Genomic DNA, 14142 nt, shown 5'->3' on the forward strand with positions numbered 1-14142 from the left:
CCTCGAAGAGGTGAAACAACGATACCACAACAAGTAAAGATTTCAATCCAAAATACGTACACTTTACTTTACAAAAGCCATTTTACTGCAAAAATCAGCCGACAAAATCGTAAACATAAAATTACACCCCCACTTTCTTTTGCCAGGCTATGCTGAAGAAAAAAGGAGAATGGCTATGCGTTCAATCGCTCTGATGCTGTTGTCGCTGTTTTTATCGGGCTGTGAGATCAACCCTTATACCTTCCAGCCCGACTGGACTAGTCCCAGCTGGTTTGATGCGGGTAAAGAAGACGCCATGAATGGTCTGCCGGTTAAAGATAATCAGACGCTGGCCGATAGTTTTAACGACCCGCAGGTTGATCGTAGTGAATATCTTCGTGGCTACGCCGACGGACAGAAAAAAGTGTGTGAGGAAGGTTTTATTCACGCCTGGGGAGTAGCAGGCAAATCTTTCCCGGCCAGTTGTGATACTGTTGAAAACGCAGCAAAACTGCATGAATCATGGCAACAAGGAATGGATGAAAGTATGCGTTCCAGCAGACTTAATTAAGCCGTTTTTTATACGCCGGAATATATACAACTGTAGGATTTAGCTTAGGTCGTACTCAGTACATTTCTGACATAATGACGGCTTTGATAAACAATGGTATTCTGCCGACAACTCGTAAGGACATCTATTTTCCAGAGCGGTATGGCGGATTCTGGTGAGAAATTCATTCTTGATCTCTTTGTTCCGACTCACTCTGGTGCTAATGCTGTTCTTTATGGTAGGCCCAGCACCGGCAGCCACGTTCACAGAAACCGATAAATCGGTACGTTCGATTGTATCGGGTATCGTGAGCTATACCCGATGGCCGTCACTTTCCGGGCAACCTAAACTCTGCGTTTATGCCTCGTCTCACTACACGCAAGCACTGAGCAGCGAAGAGGGGCAAAGCGAGTTACCTTATACTCCCGTCATTGTACGTAACGATCAGGAAGCCCTGTCCGCGACGTGTGATGCTATTTATTTCGGGGCTGAATCGCCTGCAAAACAACTTGAATTAATAAGTCAATATCAGGGCAGAGCATTGCTATTAATCTCAGAGCAGAATCCGGAATGTGTTATTGGCAGTGCATTCTGCCTGATAATCGATCATAACCAGGTCAGATTTTCCGTTAATCTGGATGCATTGACGCGCAGTGGCGTACGCGTCAATCCGGATGTATTAATGCTGGCACGGAATAAGCAGCATGGATAAAGAAATCACTTCAACGCCACGTCCAACGTTTAAAAGCACGTTGAGACGAATCAGCATGATAAGCGTCATCATCACCATGACGTTAATTTGGCTCCTGCTCTGTTTTGCTTCTGTGGTGACATTAAAGCAATACGCCCAAAAAAATCTCGAATTAACCGGCGCAACAATGAGCCACAGCCTTGAAGCCTCACTGGTCTTTAATGATGCGCTGGCGGCTAACGAAACGCTCGCCACCCTGGGTAAACAGGGCCAGTTTGCCGTGGCTGAGGTTATTAACGCGCATAAAAAGCGGTTTGCTTACTGGTCCTGGAACCCGGAAGAGAATAATGACACGCTGGGTGCATTGGTTAGCCGCTGGCTGTTCCCCGACCCGGTCGCACAGCCCATCATGCATAACGGTAATGCGATCGGCGAAATTCGCCTGACCGCACGCGATAATCTCATCAGCCATTTCATCTGGTTGTCGTTTGCCGTTCTTACCGGCTGTATTGTTTTTGCCACCGCCGTCGCGCTTACGATTACACAATCTCTGCATCATGGCATGGTCACAGCGCTGCAAAACATCACCGACGTCGTGCATGACGTACGCACCAACCGCAACTTTTCCCGGCGGGTGAAGGATGGCCGCATCGAAGAATTCCACCAGTTTGGCGAAGATTTCAACAGTCTGCTGGATGAAATGGAAGAGTGGCAGCTTAAGCTGCAGGCGAAAAACGCTCAGCTACTGCGTACCGCCATGCACGATCCTCTCACCGGCCTCGCCAATCGGGCGGCGTTTCGTAGCAGCATCGCGGCATTAATGCACGACGCCTCCGCAAAAACCAACACTGCCCTGCTCTTCCTCGACGGTGATAATTTCAAGTTTATTAACGATACCTGGGGACATGCTGCGGGCGATTGCGTCCTGATTGAAGTCGCGCGCCGGATGGTTGAGTTTGGCGATAAACGTCATCAGTCATACCGCCTTGGCGGTGACGAGTTTGCGATGGTGCTTTATGGCGTGCAGTCTGCCGCGGAGGTTCAACAGATTTGTGCTGCGCTGTCGCAGCAGTTTATGCGCCCGTTCGATCTGCATAACGGGCAGACAGCAACGATGTCACTTAGCATTGGCTTTGCTCTGGCGTGGGAAAGTGCCTCTGTGGAAGCATTACTGGAGCAAGCCGACCGCAACATGTACCAGGATAAAAACCAGCGTACAAAAGCAATAACTTAGAAAGGATACGATATGTTAAAGCGATACTTCGCGCCGTTATTTCTCGCTTCAATGGTACTGGCGGGTTGTCAGTCACCGCCTGAAGGTAAATTCTCCCCTGAGCAAATTGCGGCGATGAAGTCATACGGTTTTAACGAACTGAATGGCGACTGGTCTTTGGGCCTGTCAGATACGATCCTGTTTGATAAAAATGACGCCAGACTGCGCCCGGAAAGTGAAGCGCAGATCCGCTCCATGGCCTCTCGCCTGGCGGCTACCGGCCTGAAACACGCGCGTATGGATGGCCACACCGATAATTACGGTGAAGAGAGCTACAATGAAGCGCTGTCGTTAAAACGTGCCAATGCAGTGGCTGACGTCTGGGCCAAAGGCGCCAATATCCCGCGCAGCAACCTCACCACGCAGGGATTAGGTAAAAAATATCCGGTTTCCAGCAACAGTACGGCGCAAGGGCGTGCTGAAAACCGTCGGGTCGCGGTGGTCATCAGCACGCCATAGCCTTATTTAACGGATGATTGTGCGAGCGACACGCCAGTTGCCGCTCGCCAGCGTAGCCAGTCAATCAGCATAAACAGCGCCAGGCTCACGCCCATCACCGGCAATGCCAGCCCCAGCAATACGCTGACCACCACCGTGACGGCTTTTCCCCATCCCGGGAGCGCCAGCCAGCACTGACAAAGCGTCTGAAGCGGATCGGCCGTCGATTGCGCCGGACGACGCATCCACCACATCCGGTATCCCCAGACAATCAGCACACACAGCGCCAGGCCAAATGCGACGAGCAGTAACTGGTTAACCAGCCCGAATAAGATCCCCATATGGAAATCCACACCCCAGCGGGTCAGCTTTGCCATTAACGGGAAATCCTCAAAGCGGGTTCTGTCCAGAATTTGCATGGAATTTGGATCCACCGCAACGGCATCCACCTGGGTCGGCCAGCGGCGGTCAATTTCCGTCACGGTCCACGCCTGGTCAGCGCTTTTCGCCGGGCGGATTTCGAGTTTATTCGCATCAATCCCGGCCTGGCGGGCAGCGAGCAATACGCCATCGAACTGGGTCAGCTCCATCGTCATGTCGGGCATCATCATGCCGGCATGATGCCCATGGTGTTCAGCGTGCTCATCCAACGTGACGGGCGCACCCGAAAGCGTGGTGTTCACCTGCGGCGTGAGCCAGTTCATCTGCGCGCGCAGTTTATCCACATTGCCGCCCGCCCACTGGGACCACGTCAGGCCGGTCGCAGAAAACAGCAACATTCCCCCCAGCAGCACCCAGCCCAGCGTGACATGCAGGCGACGCCGGTTCTGAAAACGATTGTTGAGCCGACGTTTTGGCCGGGTATAAAACCACAGCGCAATCCCGCCCAGCGCGGCGACCCACATCCACGAGGCGGCCAGCTCGCTGTAGAGCCGACCAACGTTACCCAGCATCAGGGACGTATGCAGATAATCAATGGTCTGGCGTAGCGGTAAAATCCCGCTGGTGCCATACACGGTCATATCGCCACGCACCGCAAGAGTGACGGGATCGATAAAAATAGCGCGGGTCTCCGATGGGCCAAGCGACGGGTCGGCAAACATCACCCGGGTGGTTTCACCCGCAGCCAGGCCAGGACGAACGGCGTATAAACGCAGCTCGGTGCCGATGGTTTTTTCCGCCACGGCGATCTGTTCCGCCAGCGGTTGGAGTTCCCCCACGGAATCCGTATGGAGCGCGTGCCGGTACAGAATATTTTCCAGCTGCGGTGTCGCCACGTACAGCGTACCGGTCAGCGCGGCGAAGAAGATAAACGGGCCGACAAACAGCCCGACATAGAAATGGAGTCGACGCAGCAGGTTTCCCCATGCCGCGCGCGGAGTGCAGGTAGTCATACTTTTCCTTTTTAAGGCAAAAAGTTATCGATATTTTTTAAAGGGAAAAAGCAGACTGCCGCGGCGGCGCGCGGGTATCAGGATAAAGCCAGGGGAAAAAGTGCCAGTGGCTGACCGCCTGACGCGGCGTCCTGACACGCAGCCTTTGCAGCACGATACTGAGCAGCACAATCAGCGCGAGTATCATGCCCGGCACGTGGGCTAATAGCACGCAGTAGCCACAGGCTTCCGCATGGTCAACCGGCATGCTGTGCTGCATATCGCCGTGGTGCTCATCCATCGACATCATGCTCATGTCATGATGCATCCCCGGCATGGCACTCATGGGATCTTTTTGCAGCGAGACGGAGATCAGCGGTGCGATCACGATCAGCAGGATCGCAAACAGCGCGGTCAATGCCGCTGCGCGTTTCCAGTTATGCTGATGCAGTACGTTAATCACTTACCCTCCACGGAAGAGGCCAGCATTGTAAATGATTTATGACGAAAGGGTTAACACGAGAGATGCGATGGGATAAAAAAAGGGCAGCCTTTCGGCCAGCCCTTTCTAACAGGATGTCGCTTAAGCGAATCTTAGTTCAGACGCTCTTTAATACGAGCAGACTTACCAGTACGCTCACGCAGGTAGTACAGTTTAGCTTTACGTACAGCACCACGACGTTTAACAGCAATGCTGTCAACTACCGGAGAGTGAGTCTGGAAGACACGCTCAACGCCTTCGCCGTTGGAAATTTTACGAACAGTGAATGCAGAGTGCAGACCGCGGTTACGAATAGCGATAACCACGCCCTCGAATGCCTGCAGACGTTTTTTGGAACCTTCAACAACCCATACTTTCACTTCCACGGTGTCACCTGGACGGAAGGAAGGTACGTCCTGCTTCATCTGCTCTTGTTCAAGTTGCTTAATAATGTTGCTCATAATTTAATCTCTTATCCTGGGTAAACTGATATTCGGGAGCGTATTACGCATTCCCATCATGTTCATGCTGCTGTTGCGCGTGTTCAGTTTTGAACTCGGCCAGCAACTTTGCTTGCTCTTCAGTCAGAGCCAGGTTTTCCAGAAGTTCAGGTCTTCTAAGCCAGGTTCGGCCCAGCGACTGCTTCAAACGCCAGCGACGTATCTCAGCATGGTTTCCTGACAGTAACACTGCCGGGACTTCCATCCCTTCTAACACTTCAGGACGGGTATAGTGTGGACAGTCCAGCAACCCATCGGCAAAGGAATCTTCCGTTGCCGAAGCTTCATGGCCCAGTACTCCCGGAATGAACCGGGCGACGGAGTCAATCAGCGTCATTGCGGGTAACTCACCACCGCTGAGAACGTAATCGCCGATAGACCATTCTTCGTCAATCTCGGTTTGAATTACGCGCTCATCTATCCCTTCGTAGCGACCACAGACCAGAATCAGTTTTTGATTCGTCGCCAGTTCGCTGACGCCCGCTTGATCAAGCTTGCGTCCCTGAGGTGACAGATAAATCACCTTTGCGCCTTCACCTGCCGCGGCTTTTGCTGTGTGAATGGCGTCCCGTAAGGGTTGCACCATCATTAACATCCCCGGTCCGCCGCCGTAAGGACGATCGTCCACGGTACGGTGCCGGTCATGCGTGAAGTCACGAGGACTCCAGCTCTGGATGCTCAGCAGGCCATTCTTTACTGCCCGGCCAGTTACCCCGTAATCGGTAATCGCGCGGAACATTTCAGGAAACAGGCTAATTATGCCAATCCACATAGCGCCGTCTTTTACCGTTTATCCGGAGAATTTAAAAACCAGGATCCCAATCTACTTCAATCGTTTGAGTAGCGAGATCGACTTTCTTGATAACCTGTCCATCGAGGAACGGAACCAACCGCTCCTTGATGCCAAATGCATCTTTCAGGTTTGCCTTAATGACGAGAACGTCATTGGACCCGGTTTCCATCATGTCGATGACTTTCCCCAGGCTGTAGCCTTCAGTAGTGACTACCTGGCAACCCATAAGGTCTTTCCAGTAATAGTCGCCTTCTTCGAGCTCCGGCAACTGCGACGAATCCACGACAATTTCACAATTAGTCAATGCATTCGCGGCATCACGATCGTCAACGCCTTTCAGCTTGATGATGATGTCCTGATTGTGGTGACGCCAGCTTTCCAGCTCGACCTCTTCCCACTTACCGCCTTTCTGAATAAACCAGGGCTGGTAATTAAAAATGCTATCAGCGTCTTCAGTGGAGGAAAACACTCTGAGCCAACCACGGATACCGTAGCAAGAACCCATTTTGCCCAATACAATCGGTTCAACAGGTGCTTTATTGCTCATCATGACCACCGTGACAGATTAAGCTGCTTTGTTTGCTGCTTTGATCAGCGTAGCAACGCGATCGGAAACAGTCGCGCCCTGGCCAACCCAGTGAGCGATACGATCCAGATCCAGACGAGTTTCTTCTTCTGCGCCAGCGGCCAGTGGGTTGAAGAAACCAACGCGCTCGATGAAGCGACCGTTGCGTGCATTACGGCTGTCAGTCACAACAACCTGGTAGAACGGACGCTTTTTAGCGCCGTGACGTGCTAAACGAATAGTTACCATAACATCCTCTTGTGTGAATAAAACAACCGGGCCCCATCGAGGAACGGAGCCCGGGTGTCATATTAAAAGCCCGAAAATTTTACTCATTTTCGGGCAAAAAGCAATCTCAAAAGCGATTATCGCCCAGGAAAACCGGGTGGCATCATGCCTTTCATGCCACGCATCATTTTCGCCATGCCGCCTTTCTTCATTTTCTTCATCATGCGCTGCATGTCGTCGAACTGTTTCAGAAGGCGGTTAACGTCCTGCACCTGCATGCCGCAACCGGCTGCGATACGACGCTTACGGGAACCTTTGATGATATCCGGGTTAGCACGCTCTTTGAGGGTCATTGAGTTGATGATCGCCTCCATACGCACCAGCACTTTGTCATCCATCTGCGCTTTTACGTTGTCTGGGATCTGGCCCATGCCCGGCAGTTTGCCCATCAGGCTTGCCATGCCGCCCATGTTTTTCATCTGACGCAGCTGCTCAAGGAAGTCGGTCAGATCGAAACCGTCGCCTTTTTTCAGCTTGCTGGCCAGCTTCTCGGCCTGCGCACGGTCAACTTTGCTCTCGATATCTTCAATCAGCGACAGCACGTCGCCCATGCCGAGGATACGGGAGGCAATACGGTCCGGGTGGAACGGCTCCAGCGCTTCGGTTTTTTCGCCCACACCGAGGAATTTGATCGGCTTACCGGTGATATGACGAATAGAAAGCGCCGCACCGCCGCGGGCGTCACCGTCCACTTTGGTCAGCACCACGCCGGTTAACGGCAGCGCTTCGTTGAACGCTTTCGCGGTGTTCGCCGCATCCTGACCGGTCATGGCGTCAACCACAAACAGGGTCTCTACCGGGTTGATAGAAGCATGCACCTGTTTGATTTCGTCCATCATCGCTTCGTCGACGTGCAGACGACCGGCGGTATCCACCAGCAGCACGTCGTAGAACTTCAGCTTCGCCTCTTTCAGCGCCGCGTTCACGATGTCGACTGGCTTCTGGGCCACGTCAGACGGGAAGAAATCGACCCCAACCTGCTGCGCCAGGGTCTCCAGCTGTTTGATCGCCGCCGGGCGATAAACGTCCGCAGAAACCACCAGCACCTTTTTCTTGTGCTTCTCGCGCAGGAATTTACCCAGCTTACCGACGCTGGTGGTTTTACCCGCACCCTGCAGACCCGCCATCAACACGACGGCCGGAGGCTGAGCCGCCAGGTTCAGAACCTGGTTCTCTTCGCCCATCGCCGAAACCAGTTCGTTACGAACGATTTTGACGAACTCCTGACCCGGGGTCAGGCTCTTGTTAACTTCATGACCAACCGCCTTCTCTTTAACGCGGTTTATAAAATCACGAACAACCGGCAACGCGACGTCTGCTTCCAGCAGCGCCATGCGCACTTCGCGCAGCGTTTCCTTGATGTTGTCTTCGGTAAGGCGTCCGCGGCCGCTGATGTTGCGCAGCGTGCGCGACAAACGATCGGTTAAATTATCAAACATTGTCTCTCGCCTGAGTAGAAACGTTGGGCCGCCATGAGCGACACATACACAGAATTTTGCCGGAGTATAACATGAAGGCGCCTTTGTTGTTATGCAACGGTTGGAGCAGGCGTCACGTAACGTTATACTGCTTTTCTTTCTTATTAAGACAACTGTCGATGCCTATATGCCTGTTTTCGCACTGATCGCCCTTGTTGCCTACTCTGTCAGCCTTGCGCTGATCATTCCCGGACTGCTGCAAAAAAACAGCGGCTGGCGGCGCATGGCTATTCTGTCGGCGGTGATCGCACTGATTAGTCACGCTTTTGCGCTGGAATCGCGCATCATTCCCGGTGACGGCAGCGTGCAAAACCTGAGCGTGCTGAACGTCGGTTCGCTGGTCAGCCTGATGATCTGTACGGTGATGACCATTGTCGCCTCTAAGAATCGTGGCTGGCTGTTGCTGCCCATTGTTTATGCCTTCGCGCTGATCAATCTGGCCTTAGCCACCTTTATGCCCAATGAGTTCATTACGCATCTGGAAGCCACGCCGGGCATGCTGGTGCACATCGGCCTGTCGCTGTTCTCTTACGCAACGCTGATCATTGCCGCGCTCTATGCCATGCAGCTCGCCTGGATTGACTACCAGTTGAAAAACAAAAAGCTGGCGTTTAACCATGAGATGCCGCCGCTGATGGTCATTGAGCGTAAGATGTTCCACATCACCCAGGTCGGCGTAGTATTATTGACCTTAACGCTCTGCACTGGCCTGTTTTATATGAAAAACCTGTTCAGCGTGGAGAATATCGACAAAGCGGTGCTCTCCATCATCGCGTGGTTTGTCTATATTGTGCTGTTATGGGGCCATTATCATGAGGGCTGGCGCGGTCGTCGCGTGGTCTGGTTCAATGTCGCGGGTGCGGGCATACTCACCCTTGCCTATTTCGGAAGTCGCTTCATACAGCAATTTGCTGGCTAAGTAACAAAGGAGTTCCCCCTGGAACACATCTCTACCACCACGCTGATCGTTACGCTGATCGTCATGGTGGTCATCTCCGCCTATTTCTCTGGTTCGGAAACCGGCATGATGACCTTAAACCGCTACCGGTTACGTCATCGTGCTAAACAGGGTAACCGTGCCGCACGTCGCGTTGAAAAGCTGCTCCGTAAACCGGATCGCCTGATAAGCCTGGTGCTTATCGGTAACAACCTCGTCAATATCCTCGCCTCTGCGCTGGGCACCATTGTCGGGATGCGCCTGTACGGCAACGCCGGGGTCGCGATTGCTACCGGCGTACTGACGTTTGTGGTGCTGGTGTTTGCGGAAGTGCTGCCCAAAACCATCGCTGCGCTTTACCCGGAAAAAGTGGCTTACCCGAGCAGCTTCCTGCTGGCACCGCTGCTGATCCTGATGATGCCGCTGGTCTGGCTGTTGAATATGGTCACCCGTATCCTGATGCGCATGGTCGGCATCAAAGCCGACGTCGCCATCAGCAGCGCACTCAGCAAAGACGAGCTGCGCACCATCGTGAACGAATCCCGCTCGCAGATTTCACGCCGCAATCAGGACATGCTCCTGTCGGTGCTGGATCTGGAAAAGGTCAGCGTTAACGACATTATGGTGCCGCGTAACGAAATCGTCGGGATTGATATTAACGACGACTGGAAGGCCATCGTCCGCCAGCTGACCCACTCCCCGCACGGACGCATTGTGCTGTATCGCGATTCCCTGGACGACGCCATCAGTATGCTGCGCGTACGGGAAGCCTATCGCCTGATGACCGAGAAAAAAGAGTTCACTAAAGAGGTGATGCTGCGCGCCGCCGACGAGATTTACTACGTGCCGGAAGGAACGCCGCTCAGCACGCAGCTGGTGAAATTCCAGCGTAACAAGAAGAAAGTCGGCCTGGTGGTCGATGAGTATGGCGATATTCAGGGGCTGGTGACGGTCGAAGATATTCTGGAAGAGATTGTCGGAGATTTTACCACCTCCATGTCCCCTTCTCTTGCGGAAGAGGTCACGCCGCAAAACGACGGTTCGGTTCTGATTGACGGCAGCGCGAACATCCGCGAACTCAATAAAGCCTTTAACTGGCATCTGCCGGAAGATGAGGCTCGCACCATGAATGGGATGATTCTGGAAGCACTGGAAGAGATCCCGGCGGCGGGCACGCGGGTGCGCATTGAACAGTATGATATTGATATCCTGGACGTGCAGGACAATATGATTAAGCAGGTGAAGGTCCTGCCTGTTAAACCACTGCGCGAAAGTATCGCGGAATAAAGTTGTAGGCCGGGCAAGGCGAAGCCGCCGCCCGGCACTACGGGGCGGCAAATTACGCTTTCGCTTTCGCCACGGTTACCATCGCAGCACGGATGGTACGGCCGTTTAGGGTATACCCCTTCTGCATCACGCCCAGCACTTTACCGGCTTCAACGTCTTCTGATTCCACCATCGCAATCGCCTGGTGCACGTTAGGATCCAGCGGGACGTCGGTATCGGCAATCACTTCCACGCCAAACTTACGCACCACGTCCAGCATGGATTTTAGCGTCAGTTCGATACCTTCGATCATCGCCGCGTTGTCCGGATTCGCTTTATCAGCCACTTCCAGCGCGCGATCGAGGCTGTCGATTACCGGCAGCAGTTCGTTGACGAATTTCTCCAGCGCAAACTTATGCGCCTTCTCAACGTCCTGTTCGGTACGACGACGCAGGTTTTCCATTTCCGCCTTGATGCGCAGAACACTGTCGCGTTCGCGATTCTGTGCTTCTACCAGTTGGGCTTCCAGATTCGCAATTTTTTCATCGCGCGGGTCCACCTGCTCAGCTGATGCGTCTGGCTCTACAGCCTCAACTTCATCGTGCTGTTCCGTGATAATTTCTTCAGGGGCTTGCCCCTCAGGCGTTTTCTGTTCTTTACTACTCATGAATTTCTCCGCGTTTTTCTGCATTCATCTCGCTAACTTCGCTTATTATGGGGATCAGTTTCCTGGATTCAAGGGAACAAGAGAGATTGTCATCATTCATCAGGCACAAGGACCTCCAGAAAATGAATAATCATTTCAGGTGTATTGGGATCGTCGGGCACCCGCGTCACCCTACGGCATTGACGACACATGAAATGTTGTATCGCTGGCTGTGTAGCAAAGGCTATGAAGTGATGGTTGAGCAGCAGATCGCTCAGGAGCTGCAGCTTAAGAGCGTTAAAACCGGCACGCTGGCAGAGATTGGACAGCAGGCGGATCTCGCAGTGGTGGTCGGCGGCGACGGCAACATGCTCGGCGCGGCTCGCACGCTGGCCCGCTACGACATAAAAGTCATCGGCATCAACCGTGGCAATCTCGGTTTTCTGACTGACCTCGACCCGGACAACGCGCAGCAGCAGCTGGCCGATGTGCTGGAAGGACATTACATCAGCGAAAAACGTTTTTTACTGGAAGCGCAGGTGTGTCAGCAGGACTGCCAGAAACGCATCAGTACCGCCATTAACGAGGTGGTACTTCACCCCGGCAAAGTGGCGCATATGATTGAGTTCGAAGTGTATATCGATGAAATCTTCGCGTTCTCCCAGCGCTCTGACGGGCTGATTATCTCCACGCCGACGGGCTCGACCGCCTATTCGCTTTCCGCGGGAGGACCAATCCTGACGCCTTCGCTGGATGCCATTACGCTGGTGCCGATGTTCCCGCACACCCTTTCTGCCCGCCCGCTGGTGATTAACGGCAGCAGCACCATTCGCCTGCGTTTCTCGCACCGCCGTAATGACCTGGAGATTAGCTGCGACAGCCAGATCGCACTGCCTATTCAGGAAGGTGAAGATGTACTGATTCGTCGGTGTGATTATCACCTGAACCTTATTCATCCGAAAGATTACAGCTATTTCAACACATTAAGCTCGAAGCTTGGCTGGTCAAAAAAATTGTTCTGATTTTGCATCCAGTACTTTACTGTATAAAAAACCAGTTTATACTGTATGAAAACACAGTTATGGTTTTTCATACAGGAAAACAATTATGCTGGCACAACTGACCATCAGCAACTTTGCCATTGTTCGTGAGCTTGAGATCGATTTCCACAGCGGCATGACGGCGATCACCGGGGAAACCGGTGCGGGTAAATCCATTGCCATTGATGCCCTCGGCTTGTGCCTTGGCGGGCGTGCTGAGGGTGACATGGTGCGCATGGGCGCCAACCGTGCTGACCTCTGCGCTCGCTTCTCCCTGAAAGACACCCCTGCAGCCCTGCGCTGGCTCGAAGAAAACCAGCTTGAAGATGGACGTGAGTGTTTACTTCGTCGCGTTATCAGCAGCGACGGTCGTTCACGCGGTTTTATCAACGGCACGGCGGTACCGCTTTCTCAGCTTCGCGAGCTGGGCCAGTTGCTTATTCAAATCCATGGTCAGCACGCGCATCAGCAACTGGTTAAGCCGGAGCAGCAAAAATCGCTGCTCGATGGCTATGCAGGTGAGTATGCACTTACTCAGTTGATGGCAGAACACTATCGCCAGTGGCACCAGAGCTGCCGCGAGCTGGCTCAGCATCAGCAGCAAAGCCAGGAGCGTGCCGCACGCGCCGAGCTGCTGGAGTATCAGCTCAAAGAACTGAACGAGTTTAACCCGCAGGCGGGTGAGTTCGAACTTATTGACGAAGAGTACAAGCGTCTGGCCAACAGTGGCCATCTGCTCTCTACCAGCCAGAATGCCCTCACCTTACTGGCAGATGGCGAAGACGTTAATCTGCAAAGCCAGCTGTATAACGTGCGTCAGCTTGTTACCGAGCTGGCGGGCATGGACAGCAAACTGTCCGGCGTGCTGGATATGCTGGAAGAGGCGGCGATTCAAATCTCTGAAGCCGGTGATGAACTGCGCCACTACTGTGAACGCCTGGATCTCGACCCCAATCGCCTGTTTGAACTGGAACAGCGCATTTCCCGTCAGATTTCTCTGGCGCGCAAACACCACGTCACGCCGGAAGAGTTGCCTGCGTTCTATCAGTCTCTCCTTGATGAACAGCAGCAACTTGACGATCAGGCTGATTCACTGGAAACGCTGACTCTGGCGGTAAAACAGCACCATCAGCAGGCGCTGACCACGGCGAAAAAGCTGCATGAAGTTCGTCAGCATTATGCTCAGGAACTCAGCCAGCACATCACCGACAGCATGCATACGCTGGCGATGCCACACGGCATATTCACGATTGATGTCCGCTTCGAAGAGAACTCCCTGACGGCGGAAGGCGCGGATCGCATCGAATTCCGTGTCACCACCAACCCAGGCCAGCCGTTACAGCCTATTTCCAAAGTGGCATCCGGCGGTGAGCTCTCCCGTATTGCTCTGGCGATCCAGGTTATCACCGCCCGTAAAATGGAAACCCCGGCCCTGATTTTCGATGAAGTGGATGTGGGGATCAGCGGCCCGACGGCGGCGGTAGTGGGTAAACTGCTGCGCCAGCTCGGTGAATCGACGCAGGTGATGTGCGTCACCCACCTGCCGCAGGTGGCGGGCTGTGGTCATCATCACTTTATCGTCAGCAAAGAAACGGACGGTGAAATGACTGAAACGCACATGAAACCGCTGGATAAACGCTCGCGCCTGCAGGAGCTGGCTCGTCTGCTGGGAGGCAGCGAAGTCACCCGCAATACGCTCGCGAATGCGAAAGAACTGCTGGCGGCATAAACTTTTTCGGGATCTCAGGGTCATACAGAACAACAAAAACGCCGCCAGACCGGTTTCAAAGTGGGGCAAGGTCTATTATCATCGGCATATTACATATGAGCCGCGTACTGCTCGG

General features: G+C 53.4%; 16 protein-coding genes. 8 read left to right on the forward strand and 8 right to left on the reverse strand.

The window, feature by feature from the left end; translation table 11 throughout:
- The first annotated feature begins 175 nt into the window (after positions 1–175).
- The 4 genes from ACQG2G_RS16365 to ACQG2G_RS16380 all read left to right on the forward strand — a co-directional run bounded on the left by ACQG2G_RS16365 (position 176) and on the right by ACQG2G_RS16380 (position 2952).
- Positions 176–550: a DUF2799 domain-containing protein gene (locus tag ACQG2G_RS16365; RefSeq protein ID WP_020690780.1), complete on the forward strand. Its 375-nt coding sequence runs from the start codon at positions 176–178 to the stop codon at positions 548–550.
- 154 nt (positions 551–704) lie between these two features.
- Positions 705–1241, forward strand: coding sequence for a YfiR family protein (locus tag ACQG2G_RS16370; RefSeq protein WP_028028085.1), 537 nt, complete (start codon positions 705–707; stop codon positions 1239–1241).
- On the forward strand, positions 1234–2454 hold the full coding sequence (gene dgcN, locus ACQG2G_RS16375; protein WP_061772255.1) for a diguanylate cyclase DgcN: 1221 nt from the start codon (positions 1234–1236) through the stop codon (positions 2452–2454). Before ACQG2G_RS16370 ends, dgcN begins: the two co-directional genes overlap by 8 nt.
- A 12-nt stretch (positions 2455–2466) precedes the next feature.
- On the forward strand, positions 2467–2952 hold the full coding sequence (locus tag ACQG2G_RS16380) for an OmpA family protein (protein ID WP_038980886.1): 486 nt from the start codon (positions 2467–2469) through the stop codon (positions 2950–2952).
- Positions 2953–2954: 2 nt separating this feature from the next.
- On the opposite strand, the gene ACQG2G_RS16385 is transcribed toward ACQG2G_RS16380, so the two are convergent.
- The 7 genes from ACQG2G_RS16385 to ffh all read right to left on the reverse strand — a co-directional run bounded on the left by ACQG2G_RS16385 (position 2955) and on the right by ffh (position 8370).
- Positions 2955–4325 (reverse strand): PepSY-associated TM helix domain-containing protein, encoded by a 1371-nt coding sequence (locus ACQG2G_RS16385; RefSeq protein WP_061772510.1) that lies wholly within the window; start codon positions 4323–4325, stop codon positions 2955–2957.
- Between the two features lie 37 nt (positions 4326–4362).
- Positions 4363–4767 (reverse strand): DUF2946 domain-containing protein, encoded by a 405-nt coding sequence (locus ACQG2G_RS16390; RefSeq protein WP_040023452.1) that lies wholly within the window; start codon positions 4765–4767, stop codon positions 4363–4365.
- 131 nt (positions 4768–4898) lie between these two features.
- On the reverse strand, positions 4899–5246 hold the full coding sequence (gene rplS, locus ACQG2G_RS16395) for a 50S ribosomal protein L19 (protein ID WP_002914145.1): 348 nt from the start codon (positions 5244–5246) through the stop codon (positions 4899–4901).
- 43 nt (positions 5247–5289) lie between these two features.
- Positions 5290–6057: a tRNA (guanosine(37)-N1)-methyltransferase TrmD gene (gene trmD / locus ACQG2G_RS16400; protein ID WP_008502493.1), complete on the reverse strand. Its 768-nt coding sequence runs from the start codon at positions 6055–6057 to the stop codon at positions 5290–5292.
- Between the two features lie 31 nt (positions 6058–6088).
- Positions 6089–6628, reverse strand: coding sequence for a ribosome maturation factor RimM (rimM, locus tag ACQG2G_RS16405; RefSeq protein ID WP_013098350.1), 540 nt, complete (start codon positions 6626–6628; stop codon positions 6089–6091).
- 15 nt (positions 6629–6643) lie between these two features.
- Positions 6644–6892, reverse strand: a complete 249-nt coding sequence (gene rpsP / locus ACQG2G_RS16410) for a 30S ribosomal protein S16 (RefSeq protein ID WP_003863133.1) — start codon at positions 6890–6892, stop codon at positions 6644–6646.
- 116 nt (positions 6893–7008) lie between these two features.
- Positions 7009–8370 carry a signal recognition particle protein gene (gene ffh, locus ACQG2G_RS16415; protein ID WP_013098351.1) on the reverse strand — a complete coding sequence of 454 codons (1362 nt, stop codon included), beginning with the start codon at positions 8368–8370 and terminating at the stop codon, positions 7009–7011.
- A 166-nt stretch (positions 8371–8536) separates the two neighbouring features.
- Here ffh and ACQG2G_RS16420 point away from each other — a divergent pair, with 166 nt between their 5' ends.
- Both ACQG2G_RS16420 and ACQG2G_RS16425 read left to right on the forward strand, forming a co-directional pair.
- Positions 8537–9328: a cytochrome C assembly family protein gene (locus ACQG2G_RS16420; protein ID WP_014832951.1), complete on the forward strand. Its 792-nt coding sequence runs from the start codon at positions 8537–8539 to the stop codon at positions 9326–9328.
- A gap of 18 nt (positions 9329–9346) precedes the next feature.
- A complete protein-coding gene (locus ACQG2G_RS16425) occupies positions 9347–10633 on the forward strand; it encodes an HlyC/CorC family transporter (RefSeq protein ID WP_028028086.1) in 1287 nt (428 codons plus the stop codon).
- Positions 10634–10685: 52 nt separating this feature from the next.
- Here ACQG2G_RS16425 and grpE read toward each other — a convergent pair whose 3' ends face one another.
- Positions 10686–11279 (reverse strand): nucleotide exchange factor GrpE, encoded by a 594-nt coding sequence (gene grpE, locus ACQG2G_RS16430; protein WP_013098354.1) that lies wholly within the window; start codon positions 11277–11279, stop codon positions 10686–10688.
- Between the two features lie 122 nt (positions 11280–11401).
- Here grpE and nadK point away from each other — a divergent pair, with 122 nt between their 5' ends.
- Together nadK and recN are read left to right on the forward strand one after the other, a co-directional pair.
- Positions 11402–12280 (forward strand): NAD(+) kinase, encoded by an 879-nt coding sequence (gene nadK, locus ACQG2G_RS16435; protein ID WP_013098356.1) that lies wholly within the window; start codon positions 11402–11404, stop codon positions 12278–12280.
- Positions 12281–12365: 85 nt separating this feature from the next.
- On the forward strand, positions 12366–14027 hold the full coding sequence (recN, locus tag ACQG2G_RS16440; protein ID WP_061772509.1) for a DNA repair protein RecN: 1662 nt from the start codon (positions 12366–12368) through the stop codon (positions 14025–14027).
- Positions 14028–14142 lie beyond the last annotated feature (115 nt).

The sequence above is a fragment of the Enterobacter cloacae complex sp. 382A5 genome (assembly GCF_050031095.1).
In the GTDB taxonomy this organism is placed as follows: domain Bacteria; phylum Pseudomonadota; class Gammaproteobacteria; order Enterobacterales; family Enterobacteriaceae; genus Enterobacter; species Enterobacter cloacae.

What these genes read in the sequence shown, in the direction of transcription:
- ACQG2G_RS16420 (WP_014832951.1), top strand. Translation starts at nt 8,537, where the DNA reads ATGCCTGTTTTCGCACTGATCGCCCTTGTTGCCTACTCTGTCAGCCTT.
- ACQG2G_RS16380 (WP_038980886.1), top strand. Translation starts at nt 2,467, where the DNA reads ATGTTAAAGCGATACTTCGCGCCGTTATTTCTCGCTTCAATGGTACTG.
- ffh (WP_013098351.1), bottom strand. Translation starts at nt 8,370, where the DNA reads ATGTTTGATAATTTAACCGATCGTTTGTCGCGCACGCTGCGCAACATC.
- ACQG2G_RS16365 (WP_020690780.1), top strand. Translation starts at nt 176, where the DNA reads ATGCGTTCAATCGCTCTGATGCTGTTGTCGCTGTTTTTATCGGGCTGT.
- nadK (WP_013098356.1), top strand. Translation starts at nt 11,402, where the DNA reads ATGAATAATCATTTCAGGTGTATTGGGATCGTCGGGCACCCGCGTCAC.
- grpE (WP_013098354.1), bottom strand. Translation starts at nt 11,279, where the DNA reads ATGAGTAGTAAAGAACAGAAAACGCCTGAGGGGCAAGCCCCTGAAGAA.
- ACQG2G_RS16385 (WP_061772510.1), bottom strand. Translation starts at nt 4,325, where the DNA reads ATGACTACCTGCACTCCGCGCGCGGCATGGGGAAACCTGCTGCGTCGA.
- recN (WP_061772509.1), top strand. Translation starts at nt 12,366, where the DNA reads ATGCTGGCACAACTGACCATCAGCAACTTTGCCATTGTTCGTGAGCTT.
- rimM (WP_013098350.1), bottom strand. Translation starts at nt 6,628, where the DNA reads ATGATGAGCAATAAAGCACCTGTTGAACCGATTGTATTGGGCAAAATG.
- trmD (WP_008502493.1), bottom strand. Translation starts at nt 6,057, where the DNA reads ATGTGGATTGGCATAATTAGCCTGTTTCCTGAAATGTTCCGCGCGATT.
- rplS (WP_002914145.1), bottom strand. Translation starts at nt 5,246, where the DNA reads ATGAGCAACATTATTAAGCAACTTGAACAAGAGCAGATGAAGCAGGAC.
- dgcN (WP_061772255.1), top strand. Translation starts at nt 1,234, where the DNA reads ATGGATAAAGAAATCACTTCAACGCCACGTCCAACGTTTAAAAGCACG.
- rpsP (WP_003863133.1), bottom strand. Translation starts at nt 6,892, where the DNA reads ATGGTAACTATTCGTTTAGCACGTCACGGCGCTAAAAAGCGTCCGTTC.